This window comes from Nocardioides panaciterrulae (genome assembly GCF_013409645.1).
In the GTDB taxonomy this organism is placed as follows: domain Bacteria; phylum Actinomycetota; class Actinomycetes; order Propionibacteriales; family Nocardioidaceae; genus Nocardioides; species Nocardioides panaciterrulae.
The window spans coordinates 1,024,863-1,045,642 of the sequence record NZ_JACCBG010000001.1 but is presented as its reverse complement, the minus strand read 5'-3'; the positions used below and the strand labels follow the sequence as shown (position 1 = coordinate 1,045,642).

Genomic DNA, 20,780 nt, shown 5'->3' with positions numbered 1-20,780 from the left:
ACGACCGGATCATGTCACTACCGGACGCACGTGCACGACGTCGCCGGCGCCGACCACCACCTCACCGCCCGGCCCCTGCACCACCAGCCGGCCACCGGCGTCGAGGCCGGTGGCCCGGCCCAGCAGCGGCGCGCTCCCGGGCAGCTCCACGCGCACGTCCTGGCCGACGGTGACGCAGGAGCGCAGGTACGCCGTCCTCAGGTCCTCGCCCGCCCGGCTGCCGCCCGACTGCCACGCGTCGTACTCCTCGCGCACCGTCTGCAGGATCGCGAGCAGCAGCTCGGTCCGGTCCGGCTCGGTGCCGGAGCCGATCATCAACGAGGTGGCGGTCTCGACGGGCAGTTCGCCGGGGGCGGTGCTGACGTTGAGCCCGACGCCCGCGAGGGCCGCGGGCCCGCCCGGCGTGTCGATCCGCTCGACGAGGATCCCGGCGACCTTCTTCTCGTCGGTGCCGAGCAGCACGTCGTTGGGCCACTTCAGCCGGGCGTCGTGCCCGGCCGCCCGCAGCGCCCGCGCCACGGCGTGGCCGACCAGCAGCGGCAGCCAGGGCCACCGGGCGGCGTCCAGGCGGGGCCGCAGCAGCACCGTGAAGGTCAGCGCCGCCCGGTCCGGGGTCTCCCAGGTGCGGTCGAGCCGGCCGCGACCCGCGGTCTGGTGCTCGGCGACCACCACCAGGCCCTCCGCGGCACCGGCGCGGGCCCGCTGCGCCGCGAGCGCGTTGGTGGAGGGCGCGGCGTCGACGACCTCGACCGTATTCCCGGCGGGGGCGGCGGCCAGCCGGGCGCGGTCCAGGGGTGGGCGAGCGGGCAGGTCGGAGGTCATGGGCACTACATTGGCCCACGGACTGATGAGGTCGACAGGAGGCCACCACACGTGAGCGCACAGCCGGGCGAGGGCACCGACGTCCCTGAGGGCCCCGATGCTCCAGACATCCACACCACCGCGGGCAAGCTCGCCGACCTCGACCGCCGGCTCGACGAGGCGGTGCACGCCGGCTCGGCGAAGGCGGTCGAGAAGCAGCACGCCAAGGGCCGCAAGACGGCCCGGGAGCGGATCGAGATGCTCTTCGACGAGGGCTCCTTCGTGGAGCTCGACGAGCTGGCCCGGCACCGGTCCACGGCGTTCGGGCTGCAGAAGAAGCGCCCCTACGGGGACGGCGTGATCACCGGCTACGGCACCATCGACGGCCGCCAGGTGTGCGTGTTCTCCCAGGACTTCACCGTCTTCGGCGGCTCGCTGGGCGAGGTCTACGGCGAGAAGATCACCAAGGTCATGGACCTCGCGATCAAGACCGGCTGCCCGATCATCGGCATCAACGAGGGCGCCGGGGCCCGCATCCAGGAGGGCGTGGTCTCCCTCGGCCTCTACGGGGAGATCTTCCGCCGCAACGTGCACGCCTCCGGGGTGATCCCGCAGATCAGCCTGATCATGGGCTCGTGCGCGGGCGGGCACGTCTACTCCCCCGCGGTCACCGACTTCACGGTCATGGTCGACGGCACCTCCAACATGTTCATCACCGGCCCCGACGTGATCAAGACCGTCACCGGCGAGGACGTCTCGATGGAGGAGCTCGGCGGCGCGCGGACCCACAACACCAAGTCCGGCAACGCCCACTACATGGGTTCGGACGAGGAGGACGCGATCGAGTACGTCAAGGCGCTGCTCTCCTTCCTCCCGCAGAACAACCTCGACGAGCCCCCGGCGTACGACGAGCGGGCGGACTTGGACTTCAGCGACCTCGACAAGACCCTGGACGCGCTGATCCCGGACTCCCCGAACCAGCCCTACGACATGCACGAGGTCATCACCGCGGTGGTGGACGACGAGGAGTTCCTCGAGGTGCAGTCGATGTTCGCGCCGAACATCGTGGTCGGCTTCGGCCGCGTCGAGGGCCACCCGGTCGGCGTGGTGGCCAACCAGCCGATGCAGTTCGCCGGCACCCTCGACATCGACGCCTCCGAGAAGGCCGCCCGGTTCGTGCGCACCTGCGACGCGTTCAACATCCCGGTGCTCACCTTCGTCGACGTGCCCGGCTTCCTGCCCGGCACCGACCAGGAGTGGAACGGCATCATCCGCCGCGGCGCCAAGCTGATCTACGCCTACGCCGAGGCCACCGTCCCGCTGGTCACCGTGATCACCCGCAAGGCCTACGGCGGCGCCTACGACGTGATGGGCTCCAAGCACCTCGGCGCCGACATCAACCTCGCCTGGCCCACCGCCCAGATCGCGGTGATGGGCGCCCAGGGTGCGGTCAACATCCTCTACCGGTCCGAGCTCAAGCACGCCGAGGACGCCGACGCCAAGCGCGCCGAGCTGATCACCGAGTACGAGGACACCCTGGCCAACCCCTACGTCGCCGCCGAGCGCGGCTACGTCGACGCGGTGATCACCCCGCACGAGACCCGCGTCGAGATCGTCCGCGCCCTGCGGCTGCTCCGCTCCAAGCGCGAGACGCTTCCGCCCAAGAAGCACGGGAACATCCCCCTGTGAGTGGGGGCGCGCAGCGTCCCCCGAGCAGGGGGATATCGCCGAGTCGGCGCAGGTTGACCGGAGGAGCGAAGCGGGGGAGGTCAACGTGCGCCGACTCGGCGCACGTGGCACCCACCTGGAGACGAAAGGCCACGGTGACCACGGATGACTGAAGAACCCACGAACCCGCAGGCTGACCGCCCCCTGCTCAAGGTCGTCTCCCCGAACGCCACGCCGGAGGAGGTCGCCGCCCTGGTGGCGGTCCTGGCCTCCCTCGGCGGGGAGCCGGCACCCGCTCCGCGGCGTACGCCGGAGTGGCGGGCCAACCACCGCAAGGTGCGTCGCCCGCACGCCCATGGGCCGGGCGGCTGGCGCTCCAGCGGCCTGCCCCGCTAGGGCGGCCCGGCTGCGCGGACGTGCCCGTGTGGGCTGTCATGGCGTAGGGCATGCTCTTCGTTGTGCTGCTCGTCCTCGCCTCCGCCTCCCCCGCCCGCCTGCAGACCCTGCGCAACGCCGGCGTCGAGCCCGTGGTGATCGTCTCGGGGGTCGACGAGTCGCAGCTCGACGGCCTCCCGCCGGCCGAGCTGGCGCTGCAGCTCGCCGAGCTGAAGTGTGCGGCGGTGGCCGCCCGCGACGACCTGCCGGAGGACGCGCTCGTGCTCGGCTGCGACTCGGTGCTCGAGCTCGACGGCGAGGCGCTCGGCAAGCCCCTGGAGCCCTCGGAGGCGGAGCGCCGCTGGAAGGCCATGCGCGGCCGCACCGGGGTGCTGCGCACCGGTCACTGCCTGCGCGAGACGGCCTCCGGCCGGGTCGCGGCGGCCACGGCCTCCACGACCGTGCACTTCGCCGAGGTGTCCGACGCCGAGATCGCGGCGTACGTCGCGACCGGTGAGCCGCTGCACGTGGCGGGGGCGTTCACCGTCGACGGCCTCGGCGGCGCGTTCGTCACCGGCATCGAGGGCGACCACCACAACGTGGTCGGGGTCAGCCTGCCGCTGGTCAGGGAACTGGTCGCCGAGCTGGGGCGTGAGTGGACGAGCCTGTGGTCTCGCTGACCTCGTGCTCGTCCCCGGGGTGGGGCAGGTGCGGCACCGGCAGATGCGGCAGGTGCGGCGGGCGCCGGAACACCACGGTCCGGAACAGGTAGAACCGGGCGATCAGCCCCAGGAACAGCCCGATCACGTTCGCGGAGATGTTGTCGCTGATCGGGTCGTCGAGCCCGAGCGCGTTGCGGCTGATCGCCAGGCAGCCGATCGGCAGCGCCATCGTGGCGACGTTGATGACGACGTACGCCGTCCGGCCACCGTCGGCGTGCCTCGGCGGCCGGTCGCGGAAGGCCCAGTTGCGGCTGCCGCGGTAGCTGATCGCCATGCCGACGGTGTTGGCGATGACGTAGGCCCAGATGACGTGGTCGGCCAGTGGCGCGCGGTGCGCGGTGTTGAAGCCGTGCACCAGCCCGTTGAAGATGATCAGCGCGACGAGCGTGGCCACGCCGCCCACGGCGAGGAACCGGCCGGCCTCAGCGAGGACTCGCTGCCACCGGCTACCCATGAGGCAAGGCTAACCGGTGCGGACGCCCCGACGGAGGCGCGGTGGGCGCGTCGCCGGGGCGATCCTCACTCGACCGGCAGGCCCAGACCACGCGCGATCAGCATCCGCTGCACCTCGCTGGTGCCCTCGCCGATCTCGAGCACCTTGGCGTCGCGGTAGAACCGGGTGACCGGGTACTCCTCCATGAAGCCGTAGCCGCCGAAGACCTGGGTGGCGATCCGGGTGGCGGTCACGGCGGACTCGGTGGCGTAGAGCTTGGCGACCGCAGCGGCCTGCTTGAACGCGCTCGTCGAGCCGCCGGTGCCACGCTCCATGGCGTCCTTCATCGCGGCCGCGCGGTAGGTCAGCAGGCGGCTGGCGTGCAGCATCACCTCGAGGTCGGCGATCTGGAAGGCGACGCCCTGCTTGCGCCCGATCGGGCCGCCGAAGGTCTGGCGCTCCCCGGCGTACGCCAGGCTCATGTCCAGGCAGGCCTGGATGCAGCCGACCGCCAGGGCGGCGATCGCGACCCGGCCGTCGTCCAGGGTGGCGAGGAACTGGGCGTAGCCGCGGCCGCGCTCACCGAGCAGGTTGGCCTCGGGGACGCGGACGTCCTCGAAGGTCAGCGGGTGCGTGTCGGAGGCGTGCCAGCCGAGCTTGTCGTAGGCCTTCTCCGCGGTGAAGCCGGGCGTCCCGCTCGGCACGATGATCGTGGAGATCTCGGGCTTGCCGTTCTCGCGCAGGCCGGTGCGGGCGGTGACCGTGACCACCGAGGTGATCTGCGAGCCGGAGTTGGTGATGAACTGCTTGGCGCCGTTGACGACCCACTCGCCGTTGTCCAGCTCCGCGCGGGTGCGGGTGGCACCGGCGTCGGAGCCGGCGCCCGGCTCGGTCAGGCCGAACCCGGCGAGCCGGTCGCCGGCGACCAGGTCGGGCAGCCAGGCCCGCTTCTGCTCCTCGGTGCCGTAGGTCAGGATCGGGTTGATGCCGAGCCCGACCGCGGCCTCGAGCGTGATGCCCATCGACTGGTCGACCCGGCCGATCTCCTCGATCGCCACGCAGAGGCTGGTGAAGTCGCCGTCCTCCCCGGCCCCGCCGTACTCCTCGGGGGCGGTGAGCCCGAAGAGCCCGAGCTTGCCCATCTTGCCCACCACATCTACCGGGAAGTGGTGCTCGCGGTCCCATTGCGCGGCGTGCGGCGCGATCTCGGCCTCCGCGAACTCGCGGACGCTGCGACGGAACTCCTCGTGCTCACGGCTCAGCTCGAACGTCATGCGGCCATGCTAGCGGGATCGGTTAGCGGTTGTTAACCAACGCGGTCAGGAGGTGTACGGCACCCGCTGCCAGCTCAGCAGCGGCGCCCCGGTGGCGCCCGGAGCCCCGACCGTGACGCGCAGGTAGTCGCCGTTGTTGGAGGAGCCGTCCACGGTGACCCGGGTCAGGTTGTCCGCCGCGCCGCTCACGCCGTACGTCGACAGCCAGGGCGAGCCGGTCGCCAGCGGCTGGTCGCTGTTGTAGGCGTGGCTGTCCCCGTCGAAGAGGTAGACCGGGCCGTCGAAGCGCGAGGCCTCGTCGACCAGCGCCTGGACCCACGGCTTGAACGCGCTGATGTCGTCCCAGGTGGGCGTGTACGTCGGGTCGAACATGTCGGCCTGCTGGGCGACCACCACCCCGCGGTCGTGGTGCTGGCGCGCCGCGGCGAACGCGGCGTGCAGCTCGTCGATGTCGGCGGCGGTCCGCTCCTCGACGGCGTGGCGCTGCTCGGGGATCGGCTCGGTCTTCCCCAGGCCGGTCCACGGCTTGAGACCGTTGTCGCTGCCAGGCACGTTCGCGGTCAGGAACGTGACACCCGCACGGCGCCAGGTGACGTTCTCGGGGTAGCCCCGCTGCGCCTGCGAGGTCACCGGCATCGCGTGCTCACCGAGGGTGCGCCCCGGGTGGTCGAAGAACGTCGAGCGCAGCTGCGCCAGCCGCTCCAGCGGGTTGTAGGCGCCGTCGTCGGCTCGGTGGCAGTCGGTCCACTCGTTGTCGCCGGGCGTGTAGACGAGCGGGTCCTCGAAGGTGTCGAAGTCGGCGCGGATCATCGAGAAGTACTCGTCGCTGCACACCGAGGAGCCGTTCTTGATGTCCCCGAGGTGCACGACGGAGCGGACGGCCGGATCGGCGTTGATCTGCTGGATCCAGCCCGGGAAGGCCGCGATCTGGTCCGCGCCGTAGGGCACGTCACCGATCATCGCGAAGGAGTAGCCCCGGGCGGCCCCGCCGGACGGGCCGTCGGCCGGGGCGGCCGTGGCAGCGGGACCCACCGTGACTCCGGCCGCGGCGATCGCGAGGGAGGTCAGGGCGGTGGCGGTGCGGGTGCGGTTTCGGCTCATGCGCCGCAGCCTGGCCGGGCGCGGTGAACGCCGCCCGATCGAGGCGTGAACTCCGAGGCATCCCCGGTCGACGACCAGGAGCGCCGGCAGCGACCGAGGGCCTGGGGGCGGCCCCGCCCGCGTTGGCGATACCCTGCGCAACGGAGTTGGAGAAGGTAGGACCCCCGAGAGCAGGAGTGCCCAGGTGCCGGAGAGCAAGCCCCTTCAGAAGGTCCTCATCGCGAACCGTGGCGAGATCGCGGTCCGGGTCATCCGCGCCTGCAAGGACGCGGGCATCGGGAGCGTGGCGGTCTACGCCGAGCCCGACCGGGACGCACTGTTCGTGCGGCTGGCCGACGAGGCCCACTCGCTGGAGGGCGCGACCCCCGCGGACTCCTACCTCGACATCGCCAAGATCATCGCGGTCGCCGAGAAGTCCGGCGCCGACTCGGTCCACCCGGGTTACGGCTTCCTGGCCGAGAACGCCGACTTCGCCCAGGCCGTGATCGACGCCGGCCTGGTCTGGATCGGCCCGCCCCCGGCGGCGATCGAGGCGCTGGGCGACAAGGCCAAGGCCAAGCACATCGCCGAGCGGGCCGACGCCCCGCTCGCGCCGGGCACCAAGGACCCCGTCAAGGACGCCGACGAGGTCGTCGCCTTCGCCGAGGCCAACGGGCTGCCGGTCGCGATCAAGGCGGTCTTCGGCGGCGGCGGCCGCGGCCTGAAGGTCGCCCGCACCCTCGAGGAGATCCCCGACGCCTACGAGTCGGCCGTCCGCGAGGCCGTCACCGCGTTCGGTCGCGGCGAGTGCCTGGTGGAGAAGTTCCTCGACAAGCCGCGCCACGTCGAGACCCAGTGCCTCGCCGACTCCCACGGCAACGTCGTGGTGGTCTCCACCCGTGACTGCTCGTTGCAGCGCCGCCACCAGAAGCTGGTCGAGGAGGCGCCCGCGCCGTTCCTCAGCGACGAGCAGATGACCCGCCTCTACGAGTCCTCCAAGGCGATCCTGCGCGAGGCGGGCTACGTCGGCGCCGGCACCTGCGAGTTCCTCGTCGCCAAGGACGGCACGATCTCCTTCCTCGAGGTCAACACCCGCCTGCAGGTCGAGCACTGCGTCTCCGAGGAGGTCACCGGCATCGACCTGGTCCGCGAGATGTTCCGCATCGCCGCGGGCGACGAGCTCGGCTACGACGACCCCGAGATCCGTGGCCACGCCATCGAGTTCCGCATCAACGCGGAGGACGGCGGACGCAACTTCATGCCCGCCCCCGGCACGCTCTCGGCCTGGTCCCCGCCGCAGGGCCCCGGCATCCGCGTGGACGGCGGCTACGAGAACGGCGAGACCGTCCCCGGCTCGTTCGACTCGCTGATCGCCAAGCTCATCGTCACCGGCCGCGACCGCACCCAGGCCCTCGAGCGGTCCCGCCGCGCGCTCGACGAGTTCGTCGTCGACGGCATGCCGACCGTCATCCCGTTCCACCAGGCGGTCGTCCGCGACCCGGCGTACGTCGGCGCGTCGACCCCCTCCGGCGAGGGCGAGTTCACCGTCTACACCACCTGGATCGAGACCGACTTCGACAACCAGATCACGCCGTACGCCGGCGACTCGGCCGAGGCCGAGGAGGCCGGTGAGCGTCAGCGGGTCGTGGTCGAGGTCGGTGGCAAGCGGCTCGAGGTCGTCCTCCCCGCTGGTCTCGGCGGCCTCGCCGCGGGTGGCCCGGCTGCGGGCGGCAAGAAGCCGAAGCGGTCCGCCGGCAAGAAGGCCGGCGCCGCCGTCTCCGGCGACGCGGTGGCCAGCCCCATGCAGGGCACCATCGTCAAGGTCGTCGTCGAGGAGGGCCAGGAGGTCGCCGAGGGCGACACCGTGGTCGTCATCGAGGCCATGAAGATGGAGCAGCCGCTCAAGGCCCACAAGTCCGGCACCGTCACCGGCCTGCAGGTCGAGGTCGGCGCCACCGTCTCCAACGGCGCCGTCATCTGCGAGCTGAAGGACTGACCGCCGCGCCTCCGCCGCCGGGGTTGGTCACGATCGACCCCGGCGGCGGCGCCGCGTCCCCGTCGGTCGGCGCGACCGACCCGGTCAGCTGCTGGTAGGTCGCGCGCGCCATCTCCCGCTCCCCCGCCTGGAACGGGTGGAAGTTGAGCGCGAGGCCGATCTTCACCTGCGAACCGTTGATCCAGGCCTGGTCGCCGGCGCAGGCGTCGTGCCGCAGGAAGGCCGGGTAGAGGTCGACGTACGTCGCGTGGTGGCCGGCCGCGGCGTTGCGGATCGACCGGTTCAGCCGGCGCTCGACGTGGCGCGCCCAGCCGTAGTCGCCGGTCGCGAACGGCACCGCCGCGCAGGTGCCGGTGACCGGCAGCAGCCGCGGGTAGCCGAGGACGACCACCCGCGCGTTCGGCGCGTGCCGGTGCACCAGGGCCAGCGCGTGGCCCACGGTGTGCTGGACGCGCCGCGCGTCGCGGAGCTTGGTGTCGACCCGGTGCCCGTGCACCCGCGCGGTGAAGGCGGCCCGGCACGGGCGGCCCTCGGGGTCCTGCTCCCGCACCCGCTGGCAGGTGTCGATCATCGAGCCGAAGAGGCCGAAGTCGTTGCCCCCGATGCCCACGGTGACCAGGTCGGTCTCCGCGGAGAGCGCGTCGAGCTGCGGTGGCGCGGGCGTCCCGACCACCAGCGACTGCCGCTGCTCGAAGTCCGAGCTCCGCGCGCCCGAGCAGGTGACGTCCCGGTAGGTCGCGACGTCGAGGTAGCCGGCGAGGTACGCCGGGTAGTTGTTCGTCGAGCGCAGGCAGCCGTCCGGGTCCCGGCGCGCGGTGGGGATCAGCGGGCCCGCGCTGTAGGAGTCGCCCAGCGCGACGTAGTCCACCCCGGCCGCCGGGTCGGCGACCCGCGCCGTCGCCGGTGCCACGCCTCCCGCAGCCACGACCGAGAGCACGAGCAGCGCGGTGACGAGTGCACGCCGGAGCATGAGGGGTACCTCCCGTGGTGGTGACACCCGGCGGGCGTCTCGCGGAAGAGTACGGCCTCTCACGGGCGCCGCGCCGCCGCTAGCCTCGTCGGCATGTTCAACAAGGTGCTGGTAGCCAACCGCGGCGAGATCGCGATCCGGGCGTTCCGTGCCGCCTTCGAGGTGGGCGCGCGGACGGTCGCCGTCTTCCCCCACGAGGACCGCTGGTCGGAGCACCGGCTGAAGGCGGACGAGGCCTACGAGATCGGCGAGCGCGGCCACCCGGTCCGCGCCTACCTGGACCCGCAGGCGATCGTCGAGACGGCCGTGCGCGCGGGCGCCGACGCCGTCTACCCCGGCTACGGCTTCCTGTCGGAGAACCCGGCGCTGGCCGAGGCGTGCGCGAACGCCGGCCTCACCTTCGTCGGTCCGAGCGCCGAGGTGCTGACGCTGACCGGCAACAAGGCCCGGGCGATCGCGGCCGCGAAGGCCGCGGGCGTGCCGACGCTGGCCTCGGTGGCCCCCTCCACCGACGTCGACGAGCTGGTCGCGTCCGCCGAGGCGCTGCCCTACCCGCTGTTCGTGAAGGCGGTCGCCGGCGGCGGCGGTCGCGGCATGCGACGGGTCGACGACCCGGCCGGCCTGCGCGAGGCCGTCGAGACCTGCATGCGCGAGGCCGACGGCGCGTTCGGCGACCCCACGGTCTTCATCGAGCAGGCGGTCGTCGACCCCCGGCACATCGAGGTGCAGATCCTCGCCGACGCCGAGGGCAACGTGATCCACCTCTTCGAGCGCGACTGCTCGGTGCAGCGGCGCCACCAGAAGGTCGTCGAGATCGCCCCGGCCCCGAACCTGGACCCGGAGCTGCGGGACCGGATCTGCGCCGACGCCGTGCGGTTCGCCACCGAGATCGGCTACCGCAACGCCGGCACCGTGGAGTTCCTGCTCGACCCGCAGGGCAACTACGTGTTCATCGAGATGAACCCGCGGATCCAGGTCGAGCACACGGTGACCGAGGAGGTCACCGACGTCGACCTGGTGCAGTCCCAGCTGCGGATCGCCTCGGGCGAGACGCTGGCCGACCTGGGGCTCTCCCAGGAGACCGTGACGCTGCGCGGCGCGGCCCTGCAGTGCCGGATCACCACCGAGGACCCGGCCAACAGCTTCCGCCCCGACACCGGCAAGATCACCACCTACCGCTCCCCCGGTGGCGCCGGGATCCGGGTGGACGGCGGGACGACGTACACCGGTGCCGAGGTCTCCGCCCACTTCGACTCGATGCTGGCCAAGCTGACCTGCCGCGGCCGCACCTTCGACCACGCCGTGCAGCGCGCGCGGCGCGCGGTCGCGGAGTTCCGCATCCGGGGCGTGACGACCAACATCGCGTTCCTCCAGGCGGTGCTCGAGGACCCGGACTTCGCGGCGGGCCGGGTCACCACGTCGTTCATCGAGACCCACCCTCAGCTGCTCGCGGCCCGGGGCCAGGGCGACCGCGGCAGCAAGCTGCTGCGCTACCTCGCCGACGTGACCGTGAACCGGCCGCACGGCGAGGCACCGGTCAGCGTGGACCCGGTCAGCAAGCTGCCCGAGGTCGACCTCACCGTGCCGGCGCCGGACGGCACCCGCCAGCTGCTGCTGGCGGTCGGCCCGGAGGAGTTCGCGCGCCGGCTGCGGGCCCAGGACCGGGTGGCGGTCACCGACACCACCTTCCGCGACGCCCACCAGTCGCTGCTGGCCACCCGGGTCCGCACCCGGGACCTGGTCGCGGTCGCCGGCCACGTCGCCCGGACCACGCCCGAGCTGTGGTCGCTGGAGGCGTGGGGCGGGGCGACGTACGACGTGGGGCTGCGCTTCCTGGCCGAGGACCCGTGGGAGCGGCTCGCCGCGCTGCGCCAGGCCGTGCCGAACATCTGCCTGCAGATGCTGCTGCGGGGGCGCAACACCGTCGGCTACACGCCGTACCCGAGCGAGGTCACCGACGCGTTCGTCGCCGAGGCCGCCGAGACCGGCATCGACGTGTTCCGGATCTTCGACGCGCTCAACGACGTCAACCAGATGCGGCCCGCGATCGACGCGGTCCGGGCCACCGGGAGGGGCGTCGCCGAGGTCGCACTGTGCTACACCGGCGACCTCTCGGACCCCGCCGAGCGGCTCTACACGCTCGACTACTACCTGCGGCTGGCCGAGCGCATCGTCGACGCCGGCGCCCACGTGCTCGCGATCAAGGACATGGCCGGCCTGCTGCGGGTCCCGGCGGCCCGGCAGCTGGTCACGGCGCTGCGCGAGCGCTTCGACCTCCCCGTGCACCTGCACACCCACGACACCACCGGCGGCCAGCTCGCGACGCTGGTCGCCGCGATCGATGCGGGCGTCGACGCCGTCGACGCCGCGACCGCCTCGATGGCCGGCACCACCTCCCAGCCGCCGCTGTCGGCGCTCATCTCGGCGACCGACCACGGCGAGCGCGAGACCGGGTTGTCGCTGCAGGCGGCGTGTGCGCTGGAGCCCTACTGGGAGGCGACGCGGCGGGTCTACGCGCCGTTCGAGTCCGGGCTGCCCTCGCCCACCGGCCGGGTCTACACCCACGAGATCCCCGGCGGCCAGCTGTCCAACCTGCGCCAGCAGGCGATCGCGCTCGGCCTCGGCGAGAAGTTCGAGCAGATCGAGGACATGTACGCCGCGGCGGACCGGATCCTCGGCCACGTGGTCAAGGTGACCCCGTCCTCGAAGGTGGTCGGCGACCTCGCCCTGCACCTGGTGGCGGTCGGCGCCGACCCGGACGAGTTCGAGGAGGACCCGGGCAGGTTCGACATTCCGGACTCGGTGGTCGGCTTCCTCAACGGCGAGCTGGGTGACCCGCCCGGCGGCTGGCCCGAGCCGTTCCGCACCAAGGCGCTGGCGGGACGCACCTGGAAGGCGCCGGCGGAGAAGCTGGAGCCCGAGCAGGCCGAGCGGCTCCAGCACGGCGGTCCCGGGCGGCAGCGGCTGCTCAACGAGCTGCTCTTCCCCGGACCCACCCGGGAGTTCACGGAGTCCCGGGAGACCTACGGCGACATCTCGGTGCTGCCGACGACCGACTACCTCTACGGGCTCCAGCACGGCGAGGAGCACGAGGTGTCGATCGAGGAGGGCAAGACGCTCATCCTCGGCGTGCAGGCGATCGGCGAGCCGGACGAGCGCGGCTACCGGACGGTGATGGCCACCATCAACGGCCAGCTGCGCCCGATCAGCGTGCGCGACCGCGCGGTGGCCTCGGAGGTGGCGGCCGCGGAGAAGGCGGATGCCGGCAAGCCGGGCCAGGTCGCGGCGCCGTTCCAGGGCGTGGTGACGATCGTGGTCGCCGAGGGCGACCGGGTCGCCGCGGGTGACACGGTCGCGACCATCGAGGCGATGAAGATGGAGGCCGCGATCACCGCGCCGGTCGCCGGCACCGTGCAGCGGTTGGCGCTCCCGGGCACCCAGGCCGTGGACGGTGGCGACCTGGTGCTGGTGATCGGGTAGCGCTCAGCGGCCGCCGGCGAGGTCGGCGGCGAGCAGGCTCCAGTCGACGCCGGCAGAGCCCCGGGCGGGACGCGCGACGCTCGTCCGGTTCACCTTGAAGGTCGCCCAGGTCGAGCGAAGCCCCAGCACCGCGCGGAAGGTGTCACCGGAGACCGGGACGCGCCCGTCGCTGCCCACCAGCACCAGCGACTGCAGCCGCCCGCCCCAGTCGCCGTTGCCGTCGCGGGAGGTCACCACGATCCTGCGTAGGTTGCCGATCGCCGGCCAGGCCTGCTCGAGGGTGGCGTCGCTCAGCGAGACCTTCCACGAGTGCACCGGGTTGCCGCCCCAGCCGTCGTAGGGGTCCTGCCGGGCCCCGAGGTAGGGCACCGAGCCGGCGGAGGTCCAGCCGCCGGAGCTCGCGCCGAACTGGGTGAACGCGGGCTCGCCGTCCGCGGTCAGCACTTCGTGGCGGGTGGCGTCGACCGCCGCGTTGGAGGCCGGGTGCTCGGCCGCCACCCCGCCGTACACCTGACAGGCGCCGGTGTCGCAGATCTGGTAGTCGTCGGAGATCGGGTGGTCGCGCTCGTAGGCCGCGTAGGTGCGGGCGGCGACCGCCTGCGTGCGGACCGCGTCGGCGCTCCACAGCGCCGGCATCTCGAGGGGCACCACGCCCTTGACGTAGTTCTCCATCGACAGCAGGTTCACGGTGTCGCGGCTGTTGGTGCCCGGGTCGGGCGCGACCGAGCGCAGCCGGCCGCGGTAGGGCCGCTCGCCCAGCGAGGTCATCAGCGTGATCGGCTGACCGTGGGCGGCGAACTGGGCCGCACCCTTCGCGGTCGCGAAGGCGTGCCACTTGCCGCCCGCCCGGTAGCCGATCCGGGTGCCGCCCTTCGGGCCCGGCGCGAGGCGCCAGCGGGTGGCACCGTTGTCCGGCAGCACCGTGCGCTGCCTCGCGACGAGGTCGCGGACCGCGAGGCCCTGGCGCGGCAGCACCACGACGGCGTTGGAGGTGTTGACGCTGAGGTGCACGCTCACCGCGCCCTTGGTCTCCCCCCAGCTGGTGCCCTGGTAGTAGAACTTCGCGATGTCGCGGTAGCCCAGGCCCTGCCGCGCGGCGCCCTCGGCGCCGTACTGCGACATGCCGTGGCCGTGCCCGTAGCCGTGGCCCTTGACCACCACGGTCGCCTTCGCGGGCACCTTGAAGGTGTCGCCGGCGGCGTACGACGGGGCCGTGAGCCCGACCGTCGTGGCGGCGACGGCGAGCAGGACGGCGGCAGGGGTCAGGCGCCGACGGGTCGACCTCATCAGTGGCTCCGGGGGTCCGAGTGGCAGGTGTGAACGCTGTGAACGTCTCATCGCACCACGAGTCCCAACAGCCCCGCAATTCAGATCGAAGAACTACAGATATGTAGTTCTCGAGGGCCCCGGTTACGCCACGAAGCGCTCGGGCAGGAGGCCGTGCTCCCACGCCAGGATCCGGTCGCGCTCGAGGTCCTCGGCGCGTTCCTGGTCGCGCCGGTCGCGGAGCTCGGCCAGCGCATCGAGGAGCTCAGTCGCCGAGAACTGGACCTCACCCGCGACGGGGGCGCACATCTCGGGCCACGCGCTCGTGGCCGGCCGGGCGGGTGGGGCGATCGGGTGCTCGAAGCCGGCGCGGGTGCGCAGCACGAACGAGCCGTCGGTCGTGGTCTGGACGCTGAAGCCGGGCGCGTGCTTGGCGGTGTGGCCCCGCTTGCAGCCCGGCCACAGGTTGCCCGGGGTGGTCTCGCCCCGTGGCCACTCGATCCGGTGGTCCAGCTCGGCCTCTGCCGCCGGCGCCGTGCACGTCGGCTCGAAACACGACTCCCAGGTCGCCACGACCTCCCGCCAGATCGGCGCGGTGGGTTTGTAGGAGGTCGTGGACAGCTCCACCACCCCGCCCGCGGGGTCGGTCAGCATCCGGTACCACGTCGACCCCGGCTGCAGCGCGATTGCGCGCGCATGGCCGGCGGTGATCGGTGTGCCGCCCGAGAGCAGCCCCGGGTCGTCGGAGACCCCCATCAGGGTCTGCACCGGCACCGTCGCCACGATCACCGGCCGGGCGTACCGCGGCACCGGCACGCCCTCCTCCCGCCCGCACAGCAGGTCCATCGCCAGGTCGGACCTCAGCTGCGCCAGCGTCCGCTCATCACCCTGCTCGCGCTGCTGCTTGGCGGCCAGCGTCAGCCGCCGCTCCGCGATCCGCACCTGGTCCACCGTCGCGGTGACGCCGAGGTGGGCCATCCCGTCGGGCAGCTCGGTGGTCTGCACCGACCGCCTCGCCTTCGCCTCCCGGTGCCGCCGGTCCGCCTCCGCCGGCTGCAAGCGACGGACCTCGTAGTCCAGCTTGTTGCGCAGCTGCTTGGACGTGCACACCACCACCGGCGGCACCCCCTCCACCCCGTGGGCGTCCGAGAGGTGCCGCTCCAAGAACTCCGTCAGGCGCTGCGCCACCTGCTTCAGCTGCACCGGATCGGAGACCGCGTGCCGGACGTGGTCGGCGATCACCCCGGCCCGGTAGGCATCGAGCTGCCCGGCCAGACACAACGCCCACACCACCGGGAAGTGCTGCTCCAGGAACAACGCCACGTTCAGCTCGTGGCGGACCCGCTTCTCCTCCAGTCCCCACAGCAGCGACACCTCGGTCGCGGTCTCCGCCCGCGGTGTCAGGCTGTGGTTCGGCGAGACCGCCGTACGCGCCTCGAAGTCCAGCCCGCACCGCCGGTGGAACTCCACCAACCGCGCCCACCGTCGAGCATCCGCCCGCGCCGCCACCGCCCCATCGGCCACCCCACCCGCCAACAGGTCGTGGTCATCGAGCGTCGCCAGCTCCGTCTCGTCATGGTCCACCGCATGCCCCCTCGCACCGAACGATCGACCCTTCGATAAAGACGCTAGACCCGACCGCCGACACCCCGGCCGACCCGGCCGCACAGGCCACGAGGGGAAGACGCCGGGGAACAGTTACGGAGTCGGGCTCCCATCGGAACCCCTGCAACTGGTCGTGGTTCCCCCAGGGTGAACCAACGCTTGCTGAGTTCGGCAAACAGTTGGGATGGCGGTCGCCGTACTAGTCGCTCGGCCGCCGGCTGCGCCGCCGGACCGCCCGGTCGCCGACATCAGGGAGCGGAATCGGGATCTGCCAGGCGCGTCCCCCGGGCCTCAGCAGCCACATTCGGGCCGCCATCAGGCGCAGCATTTGGAGCGCCCCGGTGATGAGCAGCGCCGCCAGCGGCAGCTCGATCGCGATGGCCGTCACAACCGACCATGTCCGGTCGTCTCCGTGAGCCGTCAGCACGTCGAACCACGCGTCGCAGACCAGCAGGACTCCGGCTGCGAAGGCAGTGAGCACGAACAGCTGCCGACGCAGGTAGCCCAGCACAGCCGTCGAGGTGATCAGGCCCAGCAGCATGAGGTCGAACCCCACCCACGCCACGTCCCAGTGCCGGGCGACGTAGACCCGCGGCAGGGTTGCCGCCAGGTAGCCGATCCACGGGACCAGGACGGCTGCGCTCAGCACCATCAGAGCCACGCGCGACTCCCGCGTACGACGCAGCCAGCGCCGGGAGGGCACGACGTCGTCGACCGGTCGGACCAGGCGAGCCACCAGCTGTCGGCGCTCGGTCGGCGATAGGGCGGCAATCTGCTCGTCGGTCAGCACCCGACCTATCGTGCCCGACCCGTCACGACGGCAGCAGCCGGCGCAGCCACGTCGGCGCAACGAGGAAGGCTTCGGCCCGCAGCGCGGCCACACCCACCCGGGGCAGGTCGGTCGAGGATCGGAAGCACACGAAGCGGGGCCGCCACTCCGGCCGGTACTTCGCGTTGGCACGGTAGAGCGACTCGATCTGCCAGAACCGTGACGCCCAGAGCAGGAGCCCTCGCCACAACCGCAGCACGGGCCCTGCGCCCAGCCGCTCCCCGCGGGCGAAGACGCTGCGGAACACCGCGAAGTTCAGCGAGACGCGGCGTACGCCTCGCCCAGCAGCCCACCGCACCAGCTCGGTGACCATCAGCTCGACCATGCCGTTCTCGGCGTCCCGGTCGCGGCGCATCAGGTCGAGGCTCAGGCCGTCGCCACCCCAGGGCACCAGGTGGAGCATCCCCCGCAGGGTCCCGGCGGCGTCGCGGCACAGCACCATCACGGCGTCGCGGTCGCGCGGGTCGCCGAGCCGGCCCAGGGCCATGGAGAAGCCTCGCTCGACCGCGCCGTCGCGCCACTCCTCCGCCCGGGCATGGACGAGCTCGGTGGTGGACGCGTCCAGGTCAGCGACCCGGTGGCAGGTGGCGACCAGACCGGCGCGGGTGCACCGTGACACGGCCTGCCGCACCACACGCATGCTGCGCCCCTCGAGCGTGAACTCGCTCGTGTGCACGATGGCCTCGTCCCCGAGCTCCAGGGCGTCGAGACCGGCGCGTACGAAGGTCTCGGCACCGCGCTCGCTCGCGGCGAGCACCGCCGGCACCCAGCCGAACGCGCGGGCCTCGTCGAGCCATGCGGTCACGGCACCGGGCCAGGCCTCCGGGTCCCCGATCGGGTCGCCGGCCGCGAGCGAGACAGTGCCGACCACCTGGTAGGTGATGGCTGCCTTGCCGGTTGGAGAGAAGAGCACCGACCGGTCGTCGCGGAGGGCGAAGTACGACAACGAGTCGATGTGACCCCACCGACCGAGCAGGCCCAGCAGCGGCTCGCGGTCCTCCTCGTCGAGGGGGTGCGGACCGTCTGCAGGCTGCAGGGCGACGAGGACGGCCAGGAAGAGCACCGCCGCGCCGAGGACGACGAGGGCCACCGCGGCCCGGTCGCCCTGCTCCGGCCGGACGAACTGGACCGGGCCCGGGATCCCCAGCAGCCCGAGGAGCGCATGCGATGCCCGGTCTCCGGTCGACGTGCCCGCAGCCTCGCCGCTGGCGTCGAGCTCCAGCCAGATCCAGCCGAGCCCGCCGGCTACGACCGGTCCGGCCAGCAGCACGGTGACGAGCTTGCGGGTCGACCGCGGGTCCGGGCGGGCGGTGAACCTCTCCCGCGCGGTTGCCAGCAGCACGAACAGGGCGAGGGAGAGCATCGCCTCCTCGAAGTCGAAGCCCTTGACGAGGTGCAGCACGGCCCCGACCAGCGCGAGGACGGTCGCCAGCAACCAGGCGCGGAACTTCCCGCGTCGCAGCGCCCGAGACAGGAGGAGGAGGATCACCCCGACCGCCGCGGCCCCGGTCGTGGCCGCGGCCGGGAACACGTCGGGCACCAGCCGGTAGACCATCTCAGTCCGCCCCCGCAAGGCGGGCAGCAGCGAGGAGGCCAGCGTGACCGCTCCGACCAGAGCCACGATCCGGGCCGCCCAGGACGGGGTACGGAGGGTGTCCCAGAGGCGGGCGAGCATCTCCGGTTCGCCCCTTCCTGTCGGCAGCCAGAGCCGCAGGGGAGCCTAGTACCGCGGCCTGGACCCTTTGCCTGGCCCCGGTACTACTCGTATCGCACGTCACCATGAGCTCGTTGACAGCGTGGGGCCACCACGTCTCCAGGCCGACGCACCGAGAGACCTGAGCTTGAAGACCCCGCCGCCTGTCGCACCTGACAGCCTGGGCGCACAGGCGGCGCTAGGGTCCCCACATGTTTGGTATCGGGGTTTCGGAATTGATGATCCTCTCTGTGCTGTGGCTGCTCTTGCCGTTGGTCGTCGGGTACTGGGTGATCAGGCTGGCCGTCCGTCATGGCGTCATGGACGCGCAGCGGAGACTCGCCGACGGCACCAGGCTCGATCATGGAGGCGTCGCACCGGCGCCGTGAACCTCGCTCGCCACCGCCCACCCCCGGCCGGTCAGCCGTCAGGCGCGGTCCCGGTCAGTCGTCTGAGGCTGAACCTGCAGACGGAGGGTTCGCACCAGCTCGGGCCACACGGCAGCGCCCAAGGCCGCGTCGGCTTCGGGCGTCCCTCCCCTGGCCATCTGGTGGCCACCGACGGCGGGCGGCTCACCCGGCAGCGTGACCCGGTGCCCGGAGTCCGGATGGCACACCACCGTCGTGGACAGGCCGTGCTCGATCCGACGCCGCTCGATCAACCGCGCGAACCGGAGGCTCGGCCAGACCCGGTCGCCCGCACCCGCCGCGAGGACGACGTCACCCGAGATCCGCTCGACCGGAATCGACGCCGCGGCCGTGCGGACCGGGTCCGCATCGAGGCTCGACTCGTAGAGCTCCCGGTAGGCAGGTGGCTCGGTGGCGGCGTTCCAGTCCTCGACGAAGGGGGACGTACGGGAGCGGGTGCCCTCCCAGGGTCCAGTGCGACGACCACCGCTCCTCGGCGTACGCACCCCAGACCACCGACGTCGGTGCCAGCCCCACGACGGCGGCCACCCGGGCATCGTGGACCGCGGTGAGCAGTGCAGCCTCGGCGCCGAAGGAGGCGCCGATGATCGCCACGCGCTCGCAGTCGGCGGCCAGCCGGTCGACCGCACCGACGAACAGCTCCAGTGGCACCTCGTGCGGCGCCGGCCGCTGCCCCGCTCCCCCGAACCACCGCATCGCCATCGCCGCGGCCCCGTGGCGAGCGAGGAGCTCGGCGCGATCCTGTTCGATCCGTCCGCTGGACCCGGCCAGGACGAGGACGCCGGTCCCGCACGGCGTGAGCGGCCTGGCGAGGAAGGTGTCGGCCGTGACCCGTTCAGACATGGGCTACTGAATCCCCGGCAGCATCAGCTGGGGCAGTCCGGGGTCGCCTGATCGGGCGCGCACGCGACGACCGTGAAGAGCGTCGACCGCAGCCCGAAGCGTCGCTGGAAGGTCGCCGCGTCGACGTCGACCGAGCCCGCGTCCCCCGTGAGCGTCAGGGTCAGGGCCCGCCCACCCCGGCTGGCGTCACGGTCGTGGCCGTCGCGCTGATCGACGGTGAGCGAGGTCAGGTTGCCGATGGCCGGCCACTGCGCCTCGACGTCGGCGTCGGAGAGCGTCTTGGTCCAGCCGTAGTAGTCCGTCGAGGTGCCCTCCCAGTCGTCCTCGCGCGCCTGGAGGTAGGGGAACCGGTCGTCGGCGACGGTCCAGCCGCCGTTGCTGGCGGAGAACTGCGCGTAGGCGAGCTCGCCGTCGTCCGTCAGCACCTGGTGAGCCGTGGCGCGGGCCGCCTTCGTGCCGCCGGAGGACTCCCCCGCGACGCCCCGATAGGCCTGGCAGGAGGCGGTGTCGCACAGGTCGTAGGCCGCGCGGGCGGTGTGCGCACGCTCGTACGCCGCGTAGGTGCGCGAGGCCACCGCCTGCGCGCGCAGCGCCTGTTGCGGCCAGTTGGAGTACATCTCGCTCGTCACCACGCCGCGCACGTAGGCCTCCATCGGCAGCACGTCCACGGTGACCCGGTGACCGTCGTACGACGCCGAGCGCAGCGCGCCGCGGTAGTCCCGCACCCCGCCCGCCACGAGCAGCGACAGCGGGCCGTGCGCCTGCAGCTCGACGTCGCCCCGGATCGTGCGCAGCACGTGCCAGCCCCTCGACCTGTACGCCACCTCGCTGCGGTCGTCTCCCACCGCCCGGACCCGCCAGCGCTTGGCCCTCTTCACGCCGTCCAGGTGAAAGGTCCGGCCGGAGTCGACCCGCCGGACCACCAGGCCCGGAGCGTCCCGCACGATCAGCGTGCTGTTGTCAGCCGAGACGAGCACCTTCATCCGGCCCCTGGCCTCACCGAACCGCTTGTCGATCCCGCGGTAGTAGAAGCGCAGGATCTTCTTGTAGCCCGCCAGGCCGTTGTACGCGGCGCTGTACGCGCCGTACTGGGACATGCCGACGCCGTGCCCGTAACCGTCGCCGGTCAGCGTGATCGCCCCGGGGTCGGGGACCGGGACCGGCTCGTCGGCACGGGCGGCGGCCGCCGGACCCATCGTGGCGGCAAGACCTCCCGCGGCGACGGCGGCGAGCAGGCGGCGGAGACGCAGTGCAGGCAAGACGGGACCCCCGAGGTCGAGCGAGACGTGGACGAGCATCCGAACACGCCGAGCGGGA

Annotated in this window: 18 protein-coding genes; 6 read left to right on the top strand and 12 right to left on the bottom strand. The window is 72.5% G+C overall.

All coding sequences use genetic code 11. From position 1 onward, the window contains the following. Positions 1-9: 9 nt before the first annotated feature. The gene (locus BJZ21_RS04880) at positions 10-822 is read right to left on the bottom strand and encodes a biotin--[acetyl-CoA-carboxylase] ligase (protein WP_179662723.1); all 813 of its coding nucleotides are present in this window, start codon (positions 820-822) and stop codon (positions 10-12) included. A gap of 51 nt (positions 823-873) precedes the next feature. On the opposite strand from BJZ21_RS04880, the gene BJZ21_RS04875 reads away from it, so the two are divergent. The 3 genes from BJZ21_RS04875 (at position 874) to BJZ21_RS04865 (ending at position 3,524) form a co-directional block, all read left to right on the top strand. Further along, positions 874-2,490, top strand: a complete 1,617-nt coding sequence (locus BJZ21_RS04875; RefSeq protein ID WP_179662722.1) for a carboxyl transferase domain-containing protein — start codon at positions 874-876, stop codon at positions 2,488-2,490. A 144-nt stretch (positions 2,491-2,634) separates the two neighbouring features. Then, positions 2,635-2,865 carry an acyl-CoA carboxylase subunit epsilon gene (locus BJZ21_RS04870; protein WP_179662721.1) on the top strand — a complete coding sequence of 77 codons (231 nt, stop codon included), beginning with the start codon at positions 2,635-2,637 and terminating at the stop codon, positions 2,863-2,865. Between the two features lie 50 nt (positions 2,866-2,915). Continuing rightward, a complete protein-coding gene (locus BJZ21_RS04865) occupies positions 2,916-3,524 on the top strand; it encodes a Maf family protein (RefSeq protein WP_179662720.1) in 609 nt (202 codons plus the stop codon). Here BJZ21_RS04865 and BJZ21_RS04860 read toward each other — a convergent pair. The 3 genes from BJZ21_RS04860 to BJZ21_RS04850 form a co-directional block, all read right to left on the bottom strand. Continuing rightward, entirely contained in the window at positions 3,469-4,020 is a 552-nt protein-coding gene (locus BJZ21_RS04860) for a GtrA family protein (RefSeq protein WP_179662719.1), read from the bottom strand. The two genes, BJZ21_RS04865 and BJZ21_RS04860, sit on opposite strands and share 56 nt — an antisense overlap. A 65-nt stretch (positions 4,021-4,085) precedes the next feature. Then, positions 4,086-5,273, bottom strand: coding sequence for an acyl-CoA dehydrogenase family protein (locus tag BJZ21_RS04855; protein ID WP_179662718.1), 1,188 nt, complete (start codon positions 5,271-5,273; stop codon positions 4,086-4,088). A 45-nt stretch (positions 5,274-5,318) separates the two neighbouring features. Further along, positions 5,319-6,374 carry a hypothetical protein gene (locus tag BJZ21_RS04850; protein WP_179662717.1) on the bottom strand — a complete coding sequence of 352 codons (1,056 nt, stop codon included), beginning with the start codon at positions 6,372-6,374 and terminating at the stop codon, positions 5,319-5,321. 184 nt (positions 6,375-6,558) lie between these two features. On the opposite strand from BJZ21_RS04850, the gene BJZ21_RS04845 reads away from it, so the two are divergent. Then, on the top strand, positions 6,559-8,349 hold the full coding sequence (locus BJZ21_RS04845) for an ATP-binding protein (RefSeq protein WP_179662716.1): 1,791 nt from the start codon (positions 6,559-6,561) through the stop codon (positions 8,347-8,349). Here BJZ21_RS04845 and BJZ21_RS04840 read toward each other — a convergent pair. Further along, on the bottom strand, positions 8,327-9,319 hold the full coding sequence (locus tag BJZ21_RS04840; protein ID WP_179662715.1) for an SGNH/GDSL hydrolase family protein: 993 nt from the start codon (positions 9,317-9,319) through the stop codon (positions 8,327-8,329). The genes BJZ21_RS04845 and BJZ21_RS04840 overlap by 23 nt on opposite strands. A gap of 93 nt (positions 9,320-9,412) precedes the next feature. Here BJZ21_RS04840 and BJZ21_RS04835 point away from each other — a divergent pair, with 93 nt between their 5' ends. Further along, positions 9,413-12,799: a pyruvate carboxylase gene (locus BJZ21_RS04835; RefSeq protein ID WP_179662714.1), complete on the top strand. Its 3,387-nt coding sequence runs from the start codon at positions 9,413-9,415 to the stop codon at positions 12,797-12,799. A 3-nt stretch (positions 12,800-12,802) separates the two neighbouring features. On the opposite strand, the gene BJZ21_RS04830 is transcribed toward BJZ21_RS04835, so the two are convergent. From BJZ21_RS04830 to BJZ21_RS04815, 4 genes are all read right to left on the bottom strand, one after another. Then, positions 12,803-14,086: a SpoIID/LytB domain-containing protein gene (locus tag BJZ21_RS04830; RefSeq protein WP_179662713.1), complete on the bottom strand. Its 1,284-nt coding sequence runs from the start codon at positions 14,084-14,086 to the stop codon at positions 12,803-12,805. Between the two features lie 123 nt (positions 14,087-14,209). After that, positions 14,210-15,649: an HNH endonuclease signature motif containing protein gene (locus tag BJZ21_RS04825; RefSeq protein WP_179662712.1), complete on the bottom strand. Its 1,440-nt coding sequence runs from the start codon at positions 15,647-15,649 to the stop codon at positions 14,210-14,212. A gap of 220 nt (positions 15,650-15,869) precedes the next feature. Then, positions 15,870-16,460, bottom strand: coding sequence for a hypothetical protein (locus tag BJZ21_RS04820; RefSeq protein ID WP_218851303.1), 591 nt, complete (start codon positions 16,458-16,460; stop codon positions 15,870-15,872). A gap of 22 nt (positions 16,461-16,482) precedes the next feature. Next, entirely contained in the window at positions 16,483-18,174 is a 1,692-nt protein-coding gene (locus BJZ21_RS04815) for a phosphatidylglycerol lysyltransferase domain-containing protein (protein ID WP_179662711.1), read from the bottom strand. Positions 18,175-18,404: 230 nt separating this feature from the next. On the opposite strand from BJZ21_RS04815, the gene BJZ21_RS04810 reads away from it, so the two are divergent. Beyond that, a complete protein-coding gene (locus BJZ21_RS04810; protein WP_179661870.1) occupies positions 18,405-18,581 on the top strand; it encodes a hypothetical protein in 177 nt (58 codons plus the stop codon). Positions 18,582-18,619: 38 nt separating this feature from the next. On the opposite strand, the gene BJZ21_RS21925 is transcribed toward BJZ21_RS04810, so the two are convergent. From BJZ21_RS21925 to BJZ21_RS04800, 3 genes are read right to left on the bottom strand one after another with little or no spacing between them, the layout of a single operon-like run. Further along, complete coding sequence (locus tag BJZ21_RS21925) at positions 18,620-18,922, bottom strand: acyl-CoA thioester hydrolase/BAAT C-terminal domain-containing protein (protein ID WP_425490533.1); 303 nt, start codon at positions 18,920-18,922, stop codon at positions 18,620-18,622. After that, entirely contained in the window at positions 18,912-19,463 is a 552-nt protein-coding gene (locus BJZ21_RS04805; protein WP_179662710.1) for a dienelactone hydrolase family protein, read from the bottom strand. Before BJZ21_RS04805 ends, BJZ21_RS21925 begins: the two co-directional genes overlap by 11 nt. A gap of 23 nt (positions 19,464-19,486) precedes the next feature. Continuing rightward, a complete protein-coding gene (locus BJZ21_RS04800) occupies positions 19,487-20,722 on the bottom strand; it encodes a SpoIID/LytB domain-containing protein (RefSeq protein WP_179662709.1) in 1,236 nt (411 codons plus the stop codon). Between the last annotated feature and the right edge of the window lie 58 nt (positions 20,723-20,780).

Bases quoted from the DNA above. Each gene is read 5' to 3' on its own strand.
- BJZ21_RS04815 (WP_179662711.1), bottom strand. From the start codon at position 18,174: ATGCTCGCCCGCCTCTGGGACACCCTCCGTACCCCGTCCTGGGCGGCC.
- BJZ21_RS04860 (WP_179662719.1), bottom strand. From the start codon at position 4,020: ATGGGTAGCCGGTGGCAGCGAGTCCTCGCTGAGGCCGGCCGGTTCCTC.
- BJZ21_RS04835 (WP_179662714.1), top strand. From the start codon at position 9,413: ATGTTCAACAAGGTGCTGGTAGCCAACCGCGGCGAGATCGCGATCCGG.
- BJZ21_RS04855 (WP_179662718.1), bottom strand. From the start codon at position 5,273: ATGACGTTCGAGCTGAGCCGTGAGCACGAGGAGTTCCGTCGCAGCGTC.
- BJZ21_RS04870 (WP_179662721.1), top strand. From the start codon at position 2,635: ATGACTGAAGAACCCACGAACCCGCAGGCTGACCGCCCCCTGCTCAAG.
- BJZ21_RS04850 (WP_179662717.1), bottom strand. From the start codon at position 6,374: ATGAGCCGAAACCGCACCCGCACCGCCACCGCCCTGACCTCCCTCGCG.
- BJZ21_RS04840 (WP_179662715.1), bottom strand. From the start codon at position 9,319: ATGCTCCGGCGTGCACTCGTCACCGCGCTGCTCGTGCTCTCGGTCGTG.
- BJZ21_RS04810 (WP_179661870.1), top strand. From the start codon at position 18,405: ATGTTTGGTATCGGGGTTTCGGAATTGATGATCCTCTCTGTGCTGTGG.
- BJZ21_RS04865 (WP_179662720.1), top strand. From the start codon at position 2,916: ATGCTCTTCGTTGTGCTGCTCGTCCTCGCCTCCGCCTCCCCCGCCCGC.
- BJZ21_RS04805 (WP_179662710.1), bottom strand. From the start codon at position 19,463: ATGTCTGAACGGGTCACGGCCGACACCTTCCTCGCCAGGCCGCTCACG.
- BJZ21_RS04880 (WP_179662723.1), bottom strand. From the start codon at position 822: ATGACCTCCGACCTGCCCGCTCGCCCACCCCTGGACCGCGCCCGGCTG.
- BJZ21_RS04830 (WP_179662713.1), bottom strand. From the start codon at position 14,086: ATGAGGTCGACCCGTCGGCGCCTGACCCCTGCCGCCGTCCTGCTCGCC.